The organism is Deltaproteobacteria bacterium (assembly GCA_026388545.1).
Classification (GTDB): Bacteria; Desulfobacterota; Syntrophia; order Syntrophales; family UBA2185; genus JAPLJS01.
The window spans coordinates 23,970-40,498 of record JAPLJS010000078.1 but is presented as its reverse complement, the minus strand read 5'-3'; the positions used below and the strand labels follow the sequence as shown (position 1 = coordinate 40,498).

19 protein-coding genes are annotated in these 16,529 nt (G+C 45.8%); 7 read left to right on the top strand and 12 right to left on the bottom strand.

The annotated features are described in order from the left end of the window. Nucleotides 1-13: 13 nt before the first annotated feature. The 4 genes from NTW12_09865 to NTW12_09850 all read right to left on the bottom strand — a co-directional run bounded on the left by NTW12_09865 (nt 14) and on the right by NTW12_09850 (nt 3,235). The gene (locus NTW12_09865) at nt 14-559 is read right to left on the bottom strand and encodes a cysteine hydrolase family protein (GenBank protein MCX5846641.1); all 546 of its coding nucleotides are present in this window, start codon (nt 557-559) and stop codon (nt 14-16) included. Between the two features lie 95 nt (nt 560-654). After that, nucleotides 655-1,356 (bottom strand): cytidylate kinase-like family protein, encoded by a 702-nt coding sequence (locus NTW12_09860; protein ID MCX5846640.1) that lies wholly within the window; start codon nt 1,354-1,356, stop codon nt 655-657. Nucleotides 1,357-1,446: 90 nt separating this feature from the next. Next, nucleotides 1,447-1,878 carry an ACT domain-containing protein gene (locus NTW12_09855; protein ID MCX5846639.1) on the bottom strand — a complete coding sequence of 144 codons (432 nt, stop codon included), beginning with the start codon at nt 1,876-1,878 and terminating at the stop codon, nt 1,447-1,449. A 49-nt stretch (nt 1,879-1,927) separates the two neighbouring features. Next, on the bottom strand, nt 1,928-3,235 hold the full coding sequence (locus NTW12_09850) for a phenylacetate--CoA ligase (protein ID MCX5846638.1): 1,308 nt from the start codon (nt 3,233-3,235) through the stop codon (nt 1,928-1,930). Between the two features lie 266 nt (nt 3,236-3,501). Between NTW12_09850 and NTW12_09845 the strand changes: the two genes are divergently transcribed. The 3 genes from NTW12_09845 (at nt 3,502) to NTW12_09835 (ending at nt 6,370) form a co-directional block, all read left to right on the top strand. Continuing rightward, nucleotides 3,502-4,836 (top strand): diguanylate cyclase, encoded by a 1,335-nt coding sequence (locus NTW12_09845; GenBank protein ID MCX5846637.1) that lies wholly within the window; start codon nt 3,502-3,504, stop codon nt 4,834-4,836. Beyond that, nucleotides 4,802-5,317 (top strand): hypothetical protein, encoded by a 516-nt coding sequence (locus tag NTW12_09840; protein ID MCX5846636.1) that lies wholly within the window; start codon nt 4,802-4,804, stop codon nt 5,315-5,317. The genes NTW12_09845 and NTW12_09840 overlap by 35 nt, the downstream gene beginning before the upstream one ends. A 75-nt stretch (nt 5,318-5,392) precedes the next feature. Continuing rightward, nucleotides 5,393-6,370 carry an HD-GYP domain-containing protein gene (locus tag NTW12_09835; protein MCX5846635.1) on the top strand — a complete coding sequence of 326 codons (978 nt, stop codon included), beginning with the start codon at nt 5,393-5,395 and terminating at the stop codon, nt 6,368-6,370. Nucleotides 6,371-6,413: 43 nt separating this feature from the next. On the opposite strand, the gene NTW12_09830 is transcribed toward NTW12_09835, so the two are convergent. The 4 genes from NTW12_09830 to NTW12_09815 are packed head-to-tail and all read right to left on the bottom strand — an operon-like array spanning nt 6,414 to nt 8,435. Continuing rightward, on the bottom strand, nt 6,414-6,845 hold the full coding sequence (locus NTW12_09830; GenBank protein ID MCX5846634.1) for an amidohydrolase family protein: 432 nt from the start codon (nt 6,843-6,845) through the stop codon (nt 6,414-6,416). Beyond that, entirely contained in the window at nt 6,817-7,200 is a 384-nt protein-coding gene (locus tag NTW12_09825; protein ID MCX5846633.1) for a hypothetical protein, read from the bottom strand. The genes NTW12_09830 and NTW12_09825 overlap by 29 nt, the downstream gene beginning before the upstream one ends. A 15-nt stretch (nt 7,201-7,215) precedes the next feature. Next, complete coding sequence (trxA, locus tag NTW12_09820; GenBank protein MCX5846632.1) at nt 7,216-7,776, bottom strand: thioredoxin; 561 nt, start codon at nt 7,774-7,776, stop codon at nt 7,216-7,218. Between the two features lie 29 nt (nt 7,777-7,805). After that, entirely contained in the window at nt 7,806-8,435 is a 630-nt protein-coding gene (locus NTW12_09815) for a hypothetical protein (protein ID MCX5846631.1), read from the bottom strand. A gap of 171 nt (nt 8,436-8,606) precedes the next feature. Here NTW12_09815 and NTW12_09810 point away from each other — a divergent pair, with 171 nt between their 5' ends. After that, the gene (locus NTW12_09810; GenBank protein MCX5846630.1) at nt 8,607-8,750 is read left to right on the top strand and encodes a hypothetical protein; all 144 of its coding nucleotides are present in this window, start codon (nt 8,607-8,609) and stop codon (nt 8,748-8,750) included. 39 nt (nt 8,751-8,789) lie between these two features. On the opposite strand, the gene NTW12_09805 is transcribed toward NTW12_09810, so the two are convergent. From NTW12_09805 to NTW12_09790, 4 genes are all read right to left on the bottom strand, one after another. Further along, nucleotides 8,790-9,128, bottom strand: coding sequence for a hypothetical protein (locus NTW12_09805; GenBank protein ID MCX5846629.1), 339 nt, complete (start codon nt 9,126-9,128; stop codon nt 8,790-8,792). A gap of 104 nt (nt 9,129-9,232) precedes the next feature. After that, complete coding sequence (gene ftsH / locus NTW12_09800; GenBank protein ID MCX5846628.1) at nt 9,233-11,035, bottom strand: ATP-dependent zinc metalloprotease FtsH; 1,803 nt, start codon at nt 11,033-11,035, stop codon at nt 9,233-9,235. 231 nt (nt 11,036-11,266) lie between these two features. After that, nucleotides 11,267-11,947 (bottom strand): DUF2238 domain-containing protein, encoded by a 681-nt coding sequence (locus NTW12_09795; GenBank protein ID MCX5846627.1) that lies wholly within the window; start codon nt 11,945-11,947, stop codon nt 11,267-11,269. 342 nt (nt 11,948-12,289) lie between these two features. Beyond that, nucleotides 12,290-12,484, bottom strand: a complete 195-nt coding sequence (locus NTW12_09790; GenBank protein ID MCX5846626.1) for a hypothetical protein — start codon at nt 12,482-12,484, stop codon at nt 12,290-12,292. A gap of 238 nt (nt 12,485-12,722) precedes the next feature. Here NTW12_09790 and NTW12_09785 point away from each other — a divergent pair, with 238 nt between their 5' ends. Genes NTW12_09785 through NTW12_09775 form a run of 3 tightly spaced genes read left to right on the top strand, consistent with a single transcriptional unit; the run spans nt 12,723 to nt 16,045 of the window. Then, nucleotides 12,723-14,207, top strand: a complete 1,485-nt coding sequence (locus NTW12_09785; protein ID MCX5846625.1) for an ATP-binding protein — start codon at nt 12,723-12,725, stop codon at nt 14,205-14,207. Then, complete coding sequence (locus tag NTW12_09780; protein MCX5846624.1) at nt 14,150-14,668, top strand: tetratricopeptide repeat protein; 519 nt, start codon at nt 14,150-14,152, stop codon at nt 14,666-14,668. The genes NTW12_09785 and NTW12_09780 overlap by 58 nt, the downstream gene beginning before the upstream one ends. 18 nt (nt 14,669-14,686) lie before the next feature. Beyond that, complete coding sequence (locus NTW12_09775) at nt 14,687-16,045, top strand: sigma-54 dependent transcriptional regulator (protein MCX5846623.1); 1,359 nt, start codon at nt 14,687-14,689, stop codon at nt 16,043-16,045. The last annotated feature ends 484 nt before the right edge of the window (nt 16,046-16,529 follow it).

The window sequence follows — 16,529 nt, the reverse complement described above, 5'->3', positions numbered from 1 at the left end:
GCAGCAGGAATGCCTATCTTCGAATAAATTCATTTACAGATATTACTTTTGCATAAGGAACAGCCAGTGCAGCCATAAATGCCGCATGGACTTTGTTCGCTTCTACGATCATCCCTTTATGCTCCAGATTACGAGTGGCACAGGCATCTTCAATAACCGTACATCGAAATCCATAATCAAATGCTGCACGTGTTGTTGCGTCAACACACATGTGACTCATTGCCCCGCAGATGACCACTGCCTCCACCCCGGATCTTTTAAGAATATTCAACAGATCGGTATCCCTGAAGCTATTGGGAAAGAGTTTTTCAATGACGACTTCACCTGGCTGCGGAGCCACCGACGTGTGTGTTTCAACCCCTTTTGTGTTTGGTAAGAAGAATGTTGCCCCGGGACGTTTTGAAATATGTTGAATATGAATGATGGGAAGTTGCTCTTCCCTGCCCTGCTGAAGCAATACTCCTGCATTATGGGCCGCTTGTTCCATGTTGACAAGCTCCATATTCCCGCCGGGGAAATAATCGTTTTGAATGTCGATTAAAATCAATCCCTGTTTCATTTGTACTCCTTACATGGCGATTAGCCCTGGTAACTTGTAATAAATGGGGTTATTCCCGATTTTGCGGGAATAACCCTGGAGGCAGCAGAACGTGATCATGGCGTGGCGTCGTACTTCCGCTTCCACGTGGTAAACGCAGCCTTAACCGCTTCAACAGACCCGTCAATACCGAGCTTCCCCGTGTTGATGACCATGTCGTAATGCGAGGGATCCGTCACGTCTGCATTGAAATGTTTTTGCAGATAAGCGCGGCGGTCTGAATCTGTTTTTATGACATATTTTTCCGCCTCGGCATTGGAGGAACCAAAATCGTGCATCACATTCTGAATTTTGATTTCCATAGAGGCAATGAACCGCAACCTGAATGTATCCTCAGGAGGCAGGATATACTGTGCTCCCCTGCCTACGATGACGACATTCCCCTGTCTTCCGAAGGTTCCGATAACCTTTGTGAGATGATGGAGATAGGTATCAACCCACAGGTGGCGGGTTTCGAACAGGGAGGATAGCCAGTCATCCCTTCTTGTAATCTGCTTTTCGTCAAGGGATTCAATAAGTTTTGCGCTTATATCAGCACTTTCCGCTATTTTTTGGATGATTTGGGCCCCGACCAGATCCATCTTCAGTCCATCAGCGAGTCTTCTGGCTATTTCGCTGCCGCCGGTTCCGGGCTCTCGGGAAACGGTGATCACCGGGCCGGGTTTTGCCTTTATGGCTTTCCGCTCCGTTGTCATGCTTTTCCATTTAGTCAATTGCTCCTCTACCATCGAATTGAGCGAACGGGTTTGTCCCTTCATGACAGCACCTCCTCTTTTAAAAGGTTGTTATGTTTTACGAAGTCGTCCACAGTTAACCCCGTTTACTGCTTTTGTACGACATCATCCTGTTTAAAAAGAATACAGCTTCTCACCTGGCAGCACAGTAAATCCATTTTTGAGAAGTACATCAATTGCGTTATCCGGAGAATCGAAACGGAAGATGATCACGGCATTCTCACCGCTTTTTTCTACAAAGGCGTACAGATATTCAACATTAATACTATGCTTCGCCAGTATTTCCAGGATACTGTGAAGACCGCCGGGACGATCAGGCACCTCGACTGCCACTACGGTTGTCCGGCTTACTCTCAGGCCATTATCATTAAGCATTTTAAGCGCTGCAGCTACATCGTTAACAATCAGCCGGAGAATTCCGAAATCTGAGGTATCAGCAAGCGAGAGGGTTCTGATGTTAATATTCGCGTCCTTCAGCAGCCGTGTGACATTTTCAAGAGCCCCCGGCTTATTCTCCAGGAATATGGATATCTGTTCTACCTTCATATGTCCTCCTTATGAATTCGAAGAGAAAGTGAGTATATGGAAGTTTCCATTAAATTTTTCGCTTATCGATTACGCAGCTGGCCTTCCCTTCAAATCGTTGTAATGATTTTGGTTCTACCAGTTTTACCTTTGCGTTCACCCCGAGATAGTCTTTCAGGTCTTTGACGAGGTGCTTTTCCAGATTTTGCAGGGAGCGGACTTCGTCTGCGTTTGCAAATATCTGCTCACTTACTTCAACCTGAACCTCCAGGGTGTCCATGGTGCCGGTCCTGTCCACAATGAGTTGATAGTGCGGCTCAAGTCCTGTAATGCCGACGAGAACTGCCTCAATCTGGGAAGGGAAGACGTTGATACCTCTGATAATCAGCATGTCGTCGCTTCTGCCGGTCACCCGGTCCATTCTGATATGGCTTCTGCCGCAGCGGCAGGGTTCCGCAATCAGCCGAGAGATGTCCCGCGTGCGATACCGGACGAGCGGGAATGCCTCCTTCGTGATGGTCGTGAAGACCAGTTCTCCCTCTTCGCCGTACGGCAATATTTCACCGGTTTCCGGATGGATTATCTCCACAATAAAGTGATCCTCAAATACATGCATTCCGTGGCGGCCTTCCAGGCATTCCATAGAAACGCCGGGACCCATAATCTCCGAAAGACCGTAGATATTAAGGGCGGTGAGGTTCAGCTTGTTTTCTATTTCGTCCCGCATCTTCTCACTCCACGGCTCGGCGCCAAAGATACCGACACGAAGCTTGAGCGAGTGCATGTCGACACCCATGGCCGCGCCCTGCTCCGCCAGATTCAGAGCATATGAAGGTGTACAGCAGATTGCCGTGGGCCCAAAGTCCTGTAAGATCATGATCTGCCTTTTTGTATTCCCGCCTGACATGGGTATGACGCTGGCCCCCAGTTTTTCAGCGCCGTAATGGGCGCCGAGACCGCCGGTGAAAAGGCCGTATCCGTAAGCGTTGTGGATAATGTCATTCTTGTTCAAGCCTGCGGCCACAAAACATCTCGCCATCAGTTCCGACCAGGTATCGATATCCCTCTTTGTGTATCCGACGACGACGGCTCTGCCGGTTGTTCCTGATGAGGCATGGAGCCTTACAATGCTGCTCATCGGTGCGGCAAAGAGGCCGAAGGGATAGTTGTCTCTCAGGTCCTGCTTTGTCGTGAAGGGAAGCCGCCGGATGTCTGACATTGTCTTGATGTCGTCCGGATTGACGCCGGCTTTATCAAAAGCCTTCTTGTAAAAGCCAACCGTGTGATAGACGCGCTGCACGACCTGTTGCAATCTCTTTAACTGCAGGGTTTCTAAAACCTCCCGGGGTAATGTTTCGAAGTCCTCGTTGTAAATCATCGGTGTAGCCTCCACTTCATGTTTCTATTTTATTGATGAAGACAGAAGTTAGTAGACAGAATACAGTATACAAAGAAAGCTCCCCTTCTGTCTCCTGACTTCTGAAGTCTATTGTATGATTTAATATATCAAAAGTTAATAAAGGGGGCAATAAACATTCTGGCAAGAAACAGAATATTTAACTTTTCTGCTTTGCGGAAAGTACGAGGATATGGTACTTGTTGCACGCGTATTATGACCGGAGTTAATAATGCGGGGTAAGGGTAATGAAACTGATAATAAGTCGAAAATTGCTTGCAAGCTACCTGGCCATGGCTCTGCTTACCATCATGGCAAGCGCCTACGCGATTTTCAGCCTCCAGAGTCTCAATCAATTAGCGTATACCATTATCGATCATGATTTTTTCGTCGTCGATAACAGCAAGAAAATGATGGATGCACTGCTTGCCCAGGAAAGTGCCGAAAAAAAGTATCTTATTCTTAAAGATCCGTCAATCGCGGAACTTTTCTGGATGCGAAGCCAGGAATTTAAAAACGTCATCGAGAATTTTAAAAAAAATAATATACCCGGTTTGAAAAAAGCCCTGTCGCAATTGTCATTACTGCATAACCGGTATGATGAGCTTTTCAACCAAGAGGTAACAATGGTTCAGGACAATCGTTTGGAGGATGCCGCCAAGGTTTCTGAAACGGATTGTAAAAAAACCATTGAAGAAATCGCCACATCTTTGCGTGAAATCCGCATGAAGGCCGAAAATAATATAGATACAGGAATGAACCTTATTAAGACACGGGGTGTAAACGCTTCCAGAATGACGATGACCCTGAGCGTAATAAGTCTTTTTGTAGGATTGGCCTTGGCGCTTCTCATTACGTATAATATTTCCAGACCTCTCAGGGAACTGAAAAAGGCTACGGAACAGATTGCCGAGGGAAAGTTCGAATACAATCTTAATATTAACCGCCATGACGAGATAGGCAGCCTGGCAGATGCGTTCAGTTTCATGACGGAACGCCTTAAGGTTCTTGAGACACTCCTTCTTGATGCGAGCCCTCTAACCGGTTTGCCGGGTAATCTGGCGATTGAGAAGGAGATTGAAAAAAGGTTTTCAGAAAAAAAACTATTTACCCTCTGCCATGTCGATCTTGATAATTTCAAACCTTTCGCCGATAAATATGGTTATGCATGGGGCAGCGAAGTCATCAAGGAGGTGGCTCATATCCTGACTAACCATTTGCGGATAACAGAGCATGAAGGCGACTTTGTTGGTCATGTTGGTGGTGACGATTTTATTATCATTTCCGAACCTGAGCGGACAGAGCAGTTATGTCAGAAGATCGTCGATGAGTTTGATCTTCGTATTATGCGGTTTTATAGTGAGAAAGACAGGCAGAAAGGATTTATCATGGGAAAAGACAGACAGGGGAACCAGCAAAAGTTTCCCCTTATAACCATGACGATTGCTATAGTTACCGACGACGGGACACATTTTCAGGGGTCGTTGGATATGGCGAAGAAAGCAGCGGAGTTGAAGGAATATGCAAAGACACTACCGGGAAGCAACTATGTCAAACTGGAAGAGTTGGAAAAGGTATCATAAATATATAGTTTGTGTGCTTTTTGTCCTGTTGGGGGCCTGTACTTCTCTGCCCTCCCCGGTAGATGAAAAGGGCTTGTTCAAAAGATCCCCTTCCGATACGGACCTCTTTAATAAGGGAATGTCATATTTAGGAAGCAACGAGAAGGCGGCGGATTATACAGGAGCCAGGTCGACATTTGATGAATTACTGAAAATATATCCCGACAGCAAGTGGCGGAGCATCTCTGAGGCGCTAATCCGCCTTATTGATGGTATGCAATCATGTAAGGAAAAGAGCAGCGCCGACAGGGTATTGATAGAAAAGACCAGGGACGATAAGGCCAGATTCCTGAGGGAGAATGAACAGTTGAAGAAGGATAACCGAAATTTGCTTGAGGAGACAGCGAGACTCATTCAGGCAAATGAGCTCCTGAAAAAAGACATTCAGCTTTTGAAAAGTTTGGAGGTTCAACTGGAGAAACGGGAAAAAATGCTAAGGTAAAGATATAAACCTGCCGATAATGAAAAGTGAAGGTACCGGTTTTTCTCGCCAGGAGATCACTATCATGGGTGGGGTATGCAGAGGACTATTGAGAAAGATAATCTAAAAGTCGGCATGTATGTCATTTTGCCCAACTCGTGGTTTAATCATCCCTTTGCAACGAATGAATTTTTAATAAAATCTAAAGATCAAATACGAAAGATTAATGAAAGCGGCATTCATAAAATCATCGTTGACACCGAAAGAAGCATAGTTGCCGAAGAAGAGCGCAAGCCCGAACCTCGACCTGAGCAAACCTCAAAACCCCTGTCAAGAAACATCGTACCTGATGAACTCAGAGATGCGATTCATAATGCAAAATTACCGCCCCAGGAAAAAGCAAAAGCCGTGCAGGCCCATTCCTTTACGATGATAAGTAACCTGCTCGATAACCCCACTGCTGAAAATATCAGCGATACAAAAAAAGTTATTGCGGAAATTGTTGATCTGATTCTTACGGATGATGCAACATCCTTATACCTGCTCAGCATTACATCCCATGATTTTTATACCTATACGCATTCTGTCAATGTGGGTTTCCTGGCAGTTTCACTCTCAAAAGCGCTTTTTAAGAAATCAACGGTTCATAACATGCATGAATTGGGGGCCGGGTTTTTCCTTCATGATCTGGGAAAGGTGCATCTAGATCCGGCAATTATCAATAAGCCGGGCAAACTGACGGAAGAAGAGATGACCAAGATGAAGCAGCACCCCCACATGGGGTATAAGGTTCTCTATGAGACCAACCAATTGACTCATGAATGCAAGAAGATAGTGTTGCAACACCATGAAAGATATGATGGCAAGGGATATCCGCGAGGACTCAGAGGAGACGAAATTCATCTCTATGGAAGGATTTGCTCTATCGCCGACGTGTTTGATGCGCTGACGTCAGATCGCCCTTACAGGCAGAAAATAAGTACTTTTCCCGCCCTTAAATTAATGAAAGAGCAAATGATCGAGCACTTCCAAAAAGAACTTTTTGATCAGTTTGTCCTGCTTTTCAGTAAGTGATGCTTAGGCTTATAGAGAAGCTGTAGCTGATGGGAGCTTAATATCAGCGTAAAATCCTGTTTTTTATAGCCTCTACGCAGAGATCGAAAGGTTTTTTAATGGAGCTGTCATACGGCCTGCCATTCAGATAGAGATATATTACTTTGATTTCTTTAAGTTTATCCTGATCAACCAAGAGAGGATTTTTGTCCAAGACAACAAAATCGGCGATCTTGCCCTCAGAGAGGGTACCCCGGTTATCGTCGTCGAAAGACAGACGGGCGCCCCAGTTTGTGTACATCCGCAAGGCGTCCAGTACAGGTATCCGCTGCTCCGGATGAGGATGATTGCAGGCAGAATAAATTCCTTGGAAGGGATCAGGGGGTGTACATGGTGCGTCAGAACCGCCTGCTATGGTCAGCCCGTAATCCAACATGCTTTTCAATGGAATAAGATTGTTGGCGCGATCACCCAGAATTCCGGTGAGATAGTCCATTGGTTCCTCCTTCCAGTGCAGAAAGGCGGGCTGTACCGAAACCCAGAAGCATCTTCTCTTCGGGATGAATTGTTTCATAACTCCTTATGATCGTGATGAGTTCTCCGAAATTCTGTACATGACGGACATCAAGCGTCGCCCGAAAAAGGGAGTAGGACGCAAAATGCATATGGGTGTCGGCAAAGGCAGGGACGATACATTTACCTTTCATATCTATCCGGTTCTGAATTCCCCGATAAGAATCAGGTACGGCATCGCCAACGAACACAACTCGGCCGCCGTCTTCAATGAGGACGTTAAATATCCTGTTATTATCTTCGCAGGATATAAAAACACCGTTTTCAAATATTTGCATGACGTCCCCGGATGATTAGTTTGTCTTTACAATGGCAAGCAGTTGTCGCTCGATTTCTTCTTTGGACAGTGTGCCGACCAGCCTGTTGACGAGCGTTCCGTTTTTAAACAACAGCATCGTAGGTATATTCCGGATGTTATATTTTGATGCGGTAAGAGGATTTTCATCTATATTCAGTTTTACGAACTTGACGCCACCTGCGTATTTTAGTGCAAGGTCTCCCAGAATTGGTTCCAGCGTGCGGCATGGTGCGCACCAGGGTGCGAAGCAATCCATCAGGACGGAGTCGGAAGATGAGAGGACTTCTCTTGAAAATGTTTCATCAGTGATGTCCACAGGATACCCCTCACCGCCCCTGATGACGAGAGGCACGCCGCATTTGCCGCACAGGGGCCTCTGATGGAGGCGATTTTCAGGCATGCGATTTTTCGTTTCACAACTGAGACACCTGATAATGATATCATCGAGATGGGCATGGCATCTGCCGCATGTGGGCCGGTCATGAAGGCGGTCCTTTGGTATACGGTTCTTTGTTCCGCAGTTGAGGCACCTGATAATCATTTCATCGTATGTCATTGTGATCCTCAACGGGTTTTAGAAAGCTGTTAGAATGCCTTTTGGAAATCACGATCTTTAAAGACAGAAGTCACCATCTGATCAATCAGCCGGTAGGACCTTTTTTCAAGTTCTTTGAGATCAGTGCTGGATGACGGTGGCATCGTTACGGCATAATCCTTCTGGAATTTTGACTCACCATTTTTAAATAATAAGATCTGGAATTTGCACTCTTGGTCTGTCATAGAGGTCAACACAAGCTGAAGCTCTACCACCCCCCGGGGCGCTTGTGCACTTGGCGGCGGCGCCGCTCCCCACCAGTAAGGATGATAAGGATGCGCGTAACCGCCATAAGTCTGATCAAGGACCTTGATACCGGCATGCTTGAAGGCTTTCTGAAAACAGGACCATAAATACGACTCAAGGTGTACCGGAGCCTCATAGGTCACCTTCTTGTCCGCGCTGGAATATCCCCATGAGGTCGTATTGCCCGCCTGGTTTATAAAATTGTCCATAATCACCGTCTTGCCCTTGACACGGCCGATGTCCGACGACCGGAAGCCCGGTGAGTAATTGTCCTGCTTCACGGCGACCTTCATTCCGCCTCCTGCACACCCGAACATGAACAGGGCCGCTATGATACATACACTATATCGAACCTGCTTTAATCCCCTTTTCATCCTCTTCCTCCTCGATGGTTTATTATTTATTTAAAATTAGCTTTGTCCTAGGGCAAGTGTAAGGTAAAACGAGCGTGTGTGTCAAGGTTAAATGACCACACTCTTTTGCAGCCCTGCCATGGATATTGAAAGAACGTTGGGTTATATGAGCTAAGGAAGAAAATCAGTTTCATGGTTGCCAAATCTATTGATTTCCTGAGTCAGGATCGCCGGAAGACTAAGGAACTGGTAGCGATTCGTGGAAAGGGCGGATGGTTTGTTGAAGCAGATCGAACGGATCACACGATCAGTGAAGACAGTAGCGCCTGGAAGTAAAAAAATCTAACAAAAAGAATGTCCTCCGTAGCATGGGCGTTACGGGGTACTTTTACTGTCTGTGCAGGAGTTTGGCGTTGTAGCGGAGAAAAAGAGGGCCAGACAGCTTGGGCATAACACAAACAGCGAACGTTTTCCGTCATGATCGTTATTGACGCGTTGCGCGATCCAGTTCTTGCTATGTGCTACCGCTATGATCATGGCAAGTGTGTCTATACCCTCAACATCTTCAGGAGTTATATTTTTTTCAGGCCACTCGAAGAGATCAGAATTTCCGCATACACGGCATGTTAAATTACAGGAAAGAAGTACAACACCCTGAGAGGTTTTAATACCGTCACCGGTAATGATTATATCTGAGGTTTTTTTTTCAACCACTTTTTAATCCTTTCATAATTTGCTTTTTGAGGCGCAGAGTATAGAGAAAGTCTGAATGCCTGTCAAACAAAAAAGATCACCGAATTGCCTTTTCGATTGCGGTTTTATTGGTTTTCCATCAGTGCCTTCAGCTCCGCCCCTTCTATCTTTTCCTTCTCCAGGAGCAACTGGGCGCCCTTCTGCAGAATATCTTTCTTACTTCTGAGAATATCCAGCGCTCTGGCATACTCCGTGCCGATGACTGCCTTTATTTCCTCGTCAATTGCTTCTGCCGTGGCGTCGCTGTAGTCGCCCGCCTCCCGCATGCCCATATCCAGAAATTGGGGCCGCTTCTCATGGGCAAAATATACCTGACCCAATCTGTCGCTCATCCCGTATTCCTTGATCATGCTCTTTGCGATGTCTGTGGCCCGGGCCAGATCGTTATGGGCGCCTGTGGAAATGTCTCCGAATATGATTTCTTCTCCCGCCCTGCCTCCCAGGAGAGAGGCGATCTTGTTGAGGAGTTCGGTTTTTTTCATGAGGTAGCGATCCTCCGTAGGAACCTGCATGGTATACCCGAGGGCGGCAATGCCTCGCGGGATTATGGAGATTTTTTGTACCGGATCGGTCCCCGGTAAAGAGAGAGCCACAATGGCATGGCCCATCTCGTGATAGGCCACGATTTCCCTCTCATTGGCATTGATCAGGCGGTTCTTCTTTTCAAGTCCGGCAACAATCCTCTCGACGGCCTCCTCGAAGTCGGGCATCCCTACCTCTTTTTTGTCTCTTCTGACGGCCAGCAGCGCCGCTTCATTCACCAGATTGGCGAGGTCCGCTCCTACCATACCCGGGGTCATGCTCGCCAATTTTTCCACGTCAAGGTCTTCCGCTGCTTTTATATTTTTCAGGTGAACCTTCAGAATCTCCACCCGTCCTATCTTATCAGGGCGGTCCACAAGGACATGACGGTCGAACCGGCCGGGCCTGAGGAGCGCGGGGTCCAGGATTTCCGGCCTGTTCGTTGCGGCCATGAGAATAACCCCCACCTTCGGGTCGAAGCCGTCCATTTCCACCAGAAGCTGATTCAGTGTCTGTTCCCGTTCGTCATGCCCTCCAACGGCCCCGAAGCCGCGGGCCTTTCCCAGGGCATCAAGTTCATCAATAAAGATGATACAGGGGGCCTTCTCTTTGGCCTGGACAAAAAGATCCCGCACCCGGGACGCCCCCAGCCCTACGAACATCTCCACAAATTCCGATCCGGAGAGGCTGAAAAAGGGTACGCCGCTTTCACCGGCAACGGCCTTGGCCAGGAGGGTTTTACCTGCCCCCGGGGGGCCTACCAGGAGGATGCCCTTGGGTATCCGTCCTCCCAATTCGCCGAATTTGCCCGGATTTTTTAAAAACTCAACAACCTCTATCAGCTCCTGTTTTGCTTCGTCAACACCGGCGACATCTTTGAAGGTAACGTTCAATTCGTTTTCCATGTATATCTTTGCCTTGTTTTTGCCGAGGGTCATGAAACCGGCCTGCTGGGCGCCCATCTTCTTCATGAAGAAGTACCAGATGCCCACAAAGAGTAGTATGGGGAAAACCCACGAAAAGAGGTCGCGGAGAAAAGTCGATTCGATTTCCCCTTTGAAAACGATTTTGTACTGCTCAAGCAAGGTGGATAATTCCGGGTCAACCCGGATGGTTTTGAAGTCCTTGGCCTCATCCGGAGCGCCCCCGTCCATCTTCATCTTTCCCTGAATCTGATTGGCCGTTATCGCGACTTCCACGATCTTTCCCGACTTGAGGAGATTGAGAAACTGGCTGTAAGGGATCGTCTGAACGGCAAACATGGAGGAGATGTAACTCTGGACAATCAAAACCACCCATATTCCCAAAAGGACATACCAAAGTGAAAATTTGTAATGTTTTTCCATGTATCTCTCCCGGAAGTTAGTCTGTATACTATAAACGTGAGGCCTTAGATATATGTTCCTTTTAATGGCATGCTCAAAGCTAAGTATTCCTTATTACATAGAGAGTATAAATGCGAATCAGGTTTTTTACCACTCTTTTTTAGAATTCCAGAAACTGTATAATCGTCTTTGTGAGGTCAATTGTTCCGGGTTTTCGTGAAACCAAATCACTATGGAGATGAAACGATTGGCTCAGCCGCTGCCGAAGGCGGGAGGCTGCGGCGCATTGTTCGTCCCTCCTGCATGAGCCGTAGCAGGAGGTGAGGCGTCGAGAACTTCAATCTGGCGATCATGGAGCCGTGCAAGCGCAAGCATAGCCACGGCGGCACCGAACAACGCCATGAACATATCTGATTGCGTGTCCCAAGGATCGCCTTGGGTACCGAGAAATTCTTCCGCTCCCTGGCCAAGCGCCAGAGCAGTCCACCATTCTATGAGTTCATAGAACGCGCTAAGAGCCAAAGCAACGCATACAGACAGAAACGCTGCCACGCGCATGCCGGACACATACTTGCCACGCAAAAGGATCTCGCGGGCAATTAATGCGGGAACAAGTCCTTGCATGAAGTGGCCTATCTTGTCATAAGGGTTCCTGCCAAGATCGAAAAACTCTTGCAGCCAAAAGCCTAAAGGCACCCTCGCATAGGTATAGATCCCGCCCAGGATGAGGACAAGCGCGTGCAAGCAAATCAACACATAGATTAGGGTGGTGAGCGGAAATCTGCGGTACGTCGCAATCAGAATTGGTGCGGCAATTAGAATCGGAGCAACCTCCAGCAACCACGTAACGCGATCGTAGGGCTCGATGCCGGATACAACAAGGGCAACCAAAACCAGTATTCCAAGAACCGGGAGCAAATGCTTACGCGACATACCCTTTTGTTCCATTCTTCTGGCCTGATATTACTGTTTATATGATTTCCGCATAACACAATGTTTGTTGAGTATCGATAGGTGTCTGACGATTTTCTCAAACATCTCTATGATTTTGAGGATTACAATGCGAACTTTACACATTCCTGTGGGGCATGTCAAATGTTGACATCAGGACTGAACAAAAATCCCCAAATTACACGAACTACATTAGAATTCCAGAAACCTTATAATCGTCTTTATGAAGTCAATTACTCCGGGTTTTCGTGAAACCGGGCATAATTCCGGGGACATAATACACATTATCAAAACAACGGTAAAAGTTAAAAGTAATCTGCATAATTAATCTGTAGTATGTCCCCGGAATTTCGAGACAGCGACTACTTCGGCCAGATGGGCGGCCGGGCAGCCACGTCCATCGAAGGCGCTTCTCTTCGCGACTCGTATCCTTTCATCTCCGCTACTGGGAATGCGGAGGCCCGAGCCGAAGCACGCCACGTTATGACGTACCTCGAAAAACATGTCTTTCCCATTCACGGCGTCATCCCGCAGCCAATATGAAAAAGTGTGAGAGGATGCCATCCCTTTTACGCGTAAGGAGACAGGCTTTCTTTGATTGGTAACTTACAAATAATTGTTGTATTATCGGCTCAATTCATTGAGACTCGATCTTTTTCAACGCAACAACGAAGAAACGGGGCTTAGTCGAATTAACCATGAGCGAGTGAAACAAAACGAAGGGTCTTTGGTTTAATTTCACGCAGTGGACCGCCGCGTGAAATTGACCCAGGGAAGGAGGCCGGCACTGAAACTTACAATTTTCAATAGGCTGATCATCAGCAACTTATTGATCATTCTCCTGGTCGGGATCATTGGCGCATATACCATCATGAATCTGAATGATCTTAATCAGCTTATCGAGTCCATAATCAAGCATGATTCACGTATAATAGCGTTAACCGAAGAGGCGCTGGATGACCTCTATAGCTTGATAGCTGCAGAAGATAAGTATATTATATCCGGAGACCCGGATTACTACCGGCAGTTTCAGCAGATAAGAAGTGACTTTACTAAAAGAGTTAAAGAGCTGGAAAGCACGGCGGATACAGAGGTTAAGATTAGTTTATTGACCGACATCAAGAAGTCCCAGGGTCGTTACGACGCGCTCCTTGATCAACGTGAGTCAATTATAACCGCTCAACAAGTGAAGGAAAGAACTCATCAGACATATGTGACAGACAGGGAGCAGATCACTCGCAACATTGAGCAGAAACTGCGAAATCTTGTGAGAGTTTCAACAGAGGACAGGGATTTAAAATTACAGCGATCAAAAAACATGTCGGCTCATGTTACTAATATTAGCGTCATTTTGGGAATTCTTGCTATCATTCTCGCCATAATTATAACTCTTATCAATACACGGAAAATCAATTTACCCATAAAACTATTGGGTGAACGGACAAAGGAGGTAGCCGGCGGCAAATTTGGTGATCCGCTGAGGATTTCTTCTCCGCCGGAGATCAAGGAATTGGCGGATGCTTTCAATGTGATGTGCGAACGGCTTAAGGAACTAGATCAGATTAAAATCGACTATATCGGTCATTTGTCTCATGAATTACGCACTCCCTTAACAGTTATCAAAGAAGCATCCAGCATGCTTCAGGAAGGTATTTTCTCAAAGGCCCCTGAAAAACAGGAGGAGCTGTTCGCAGTGATCAAAGCAGAATGTGCCCGGTTAATATCATCTGTGAACCGTATCCTTGACTTTTCACAATTGGAAGCGGGGAAAATGGTATTTTCCTTTCAATATGGTGACATTCGTCCTATCATTGAAAAAAATGTTTTGAAACTATCGCCTCTAACCCGGAAAAAGAAGATGGATATAACTCTTGAAATCCCCGAGGATATTCCTTTTTTGAGGATGGACAGGGAAAGACTTGAAGAAGTTTTTGAAAATTTGCTGGGCAACGCTCTGAAGTATACCCCGGAAGGGGGGAGGATCGCCGTTTCTGTCAGGAGCAGCATGGAGAACCACACCGTAGAGATATCTATATCGGATAATGGGCGGGGCATTCCTGAGGACGGCTTGATGCAGGTTTTTGATAAATTCAAGCGTGTCGATGACAGGAGAGGGTCCGTAATGGGGACCGGACTGGGGCTTGCAATTGTAAGACATATTATAAATGCACACGGAGGGCAAATATGGGTAAAAAGCAATGTGGGCGAAGGGAGCACCTTTACCTTTTCTCTGCCTGCGTGATAATAGCATCAATCCTGATATGCGGATGCGCTCACTTATATGAAGGAATTGTAACCAGACCGGATTTTGAAGAGGCAAATGATTTTTTAAAGCGCGGGAACTATAAGGCGTCTCTCGTCAAATATGAGCAGATTCTTGTAAATCACCCTCTGGCTGGTGACAGGGCTCTTTTCGAGAGGGGCGTTATTTATGTATATGCCAGGAATCCGCAGAAAGACTATCAGAAATCATTGGAATGCTTTCAGAAACTTATCAAGGATTACCCGGAAAGCAAGTATAGGCAAAACAGTGATGTGATGGTATCTCTTATCGATGAGGTCATAAGCAAGGATAAAAGGATAATTACACAGCGAAGACAAAGTGATAAACTTGAACAACAGATTGAGGAATTAGGGAAAAAGATAGAACTGATGAAAGAAGTCGATATGACTTTAAAACAAAAGAAGCAAACAGCTCCTTAAAAGGGAATGAGGTCAGTGATGGACAGACTTTTAATCGTTGATGACGATTTAAATATATTGAAAGTTCTTAAGATGAGGCTCGAATCTGAGGGCTATCAGGTTGAAACTGCCCCGGAAATTGCAACAGCAAAAGACCTGGCTGTAAATAATGAATACGAACTTGCGATTCTGGATCTCAAATTTTCAGGAGGAAGCGGTATAGATCTTATGAAGAGTATCCGCAATATAGATCCTGATCTTCCGGTCATTATCCTGACGGCACATGGTACCATTGAAAGTGCAGTAGAAGCAATGAAGGAAGGGGCTTATATCTATTTGACGAAGCCCTTTGATCATCGTGAACTTCTTTTACAGGTCAAAAATGGCATTGAGAAATCAAAACTTTCGAGAGAGGTCAAGAGACTTAGGAAGATTGTAAGGCAAAATCAGACGATTCCGAATATCATAGGCCAGAGTGAATCGATGAATAAGGTTCTTGAGTTGACATGTCTTGCAGCGGAGTCAAACTCAAATGTATTTATCAGTGGGGAAAGTGGAACAGGAAAAGGAATGATCGCCAGGGCTTTACATCAACTGAGCGATAGGAAGGAAAAACCCTTTGTTTCGATAAATTGCGCTGCAATTCCAGCCACCCTTCTCGAAAGTGAGCTTTTCGGTTTTGAAAAAGGTGCCTTCACCGGGGCGACGGGAAATAAAAAGGGGCTTTTCGTCCAGGCTGATGGCGGTATCATTTTCCTCGATGAAATATCCGAGATTCCCCTTGCCATGCAGGGGAAACTCCTTAAAGCAATCGAGGAAAGAGAATTTTATCCGCTGGGAGCACAGAAGAATGTCAAAGTTGATATACGGATTATATCAGCTTCCAATAAAGATATTGAAGCGGAAGTTGAAAAAGGAAATTTCCGTAGTGACCTTTTTTACCGGATACATGTTTTTCCCATCAGGATGCCGCCTTTAAGGGAGCGGAAGGAAGATATACCTCTTTTAGCGGAACACTTCATAGAAAATATTGCAAAAAAGAGTAATAAGGATATAAAGGCCATAACACCACAGGCACTGCAGAAGCTTATGATTTATTCCTGGCCCGGCAATGTACGGGAATTGGCGAACATCATTGAATGCGCTGCTGTGATGGCAAGAGATGATGTGCTCACGGAAGACATGATAGTTATTTGCCAACCTAAAAAAGATGAAAGTGCTTTCAGATCATTCAAGGAATCCAAACAGGATTTTGAACGCAGCTATCTCATTGAATTGATGAAAATCAGCAGGGGTAATATCAGCCAGGCTGCCAAACTGGCAGGTAAGTACCGAGCCGATCTCTATGCCCTGCTGGAAAAGTACAACTTAAATCCCCTTGATTTCCGACAGGGGTGAAGGAATAATCCTTCATATAAAAATTACCACATTACACATACATTCCTGTTTTTCACTTTTTTGACTGTATGATAATCGATACATTTCTCTGCTTTGCTCAGGCGCTTTTCAGAGAAGTAAACATGACAATACGATATAATATTAATAACTTATCCCCCACAAAACCCTATCTGGTATACCTCTTGCTGTATCTTTAAACATAACAATTCCGGACCAAGATTAAAAAGCTTAACATGTCATTTACTAATATGAATTACTCATATTAATATTTTTGACATCCGATACGAAAGGGGCAGTTACATTTTATACGTAATCATTTATCTAATAGTGATGATGTTTTTCTGGTCTCTGTGCGCGATTAATAAAAGTTCTTATAATAAGGGTTAACTCAGGCTGAAGAGCACAGGAGTTCAAGAAGACGTGAACGGAACAGATAAAAACGAGGATGTTCCCTTCTCTTCGCATCGAACGGTTGTATGTAAAT

What these genes read in the sequence shown, in the direction of transcription:
- NTW12_09865 (MCX5846641.1), bottom strand. Translation starts at nt 559, where the DNA reads ATGAAACAGGGATTGATTTTAATCGACATTCAAAACGATTATTTCCCC.
- NTW12_09860 (MCX5846640.1), bottom strand. Translation starts at nt 1,356, where the DNA reads ATGAAGGGACAAACCCGTTCGCTCAATTCGATGGTAGAGGAGCAATTG.
- NTW12_09855 (MCX5846639.1), bottom strand. Translation starts at nt 1,878, where the DNA reads ATGAAGGTAGAACAGATATCCATATTCCTGGAGAATAAGCCGGGGGCT.
- NTW12_09850 (MCX5846638.1), bottom strand. Translation starts at nt 3,235, where the DNA reads ATGATTTACAACGAGGACTTCGAAACATTACCCCGGGAGGTTTTAGAA.
- NTW12_09845 (MCX5846637.1), top strand. Translation starts at nt 3,502, where the DNA reads ATGAAACTGATAATAAGTCGAAAATTGCTTGCAAGCTACCTGGCCATG.
- NTW12_09840 (MCX5846636.1), top strand. Translation starts at nt 4,802, where the DNA reads ATGTCAAACTGGAAGAGTTGGAAAAGGTATCATAAATATATAGTTTGT.
- NTW12_09835 (MCX5846635.1), top strand. Translation starts at nt 5,393, where the DNA reads ATGCAGAGGACTATTGAGAAAGATAATCTAAAAGTCGGCATGTATGTC.
- NTW12_09830 (MCX5846634.1), bottom strand. Translation starts at nt 6,845, where the DNA reads ATGGACTATCTCACCGGAATTCTGGGTGATCGCGCCAACAATCTTATT.
- NTW12_09825 (MCX5846633.1), bottom strand. Translation starts at nt 7,200, where the DNA reads ATGCAAATATTTGAAAACGGTGTTTTTATATCCTGCGAAGATAATAAC.
- trxA (MCX5846632.1), bottom strand. Translation starts at nt 7,776, where the DNA reads ATGACATACGATGAAATGATTATCAGGTGCCTCAACTGCGGAACAAAG.
- NTW12_09815 (MCX5846631.1), bottom strand. Translation starts at nt 8,435, where the DNA reads ATGAAAAGGGGATTAAAGCAGGTTCGATATAGTGTATGTATCATAGCG.
- NTW12_09810 (MCX5846630.1), top strand. Translation starts at nt 8,607, where the DNA reads ATGGTTGCCAAATCTATTGATTTCCTGAGTCAGGATCGCCGGAAGACT.
- ftsH (MCX5846628.1), bottom strand. Translation starts at nt 11,035, where the DNA reads ATGGAAAAACATTACAAATTTTCACTTTGGTATGTCCTTTTGGGAATA.
- NTW12_09795 (MCX5846627.1), bottom strand. Translation starts at nt 11,947, where the DNA reads ATGTCGCGTAAGCATTTGCTCCCGGTTCTTGGAATACTGGTTTTGGTT.
- NTW12_09780 (MCX5846624.1), top strand. Translation starts at nt 14,150, where the DNA reads ATGGGTAAAAAGCAATGTGGGCGAAGGGAGCACCTTTACCTTTTCTCT.
- NTW12_09775 (MCX5846623.1), top strand. Translation starts at nt 14,687, where the DNA reads ATGGACAGACTTTTAATCGTTGATGACGATTTAAATATATTGAAAGTT.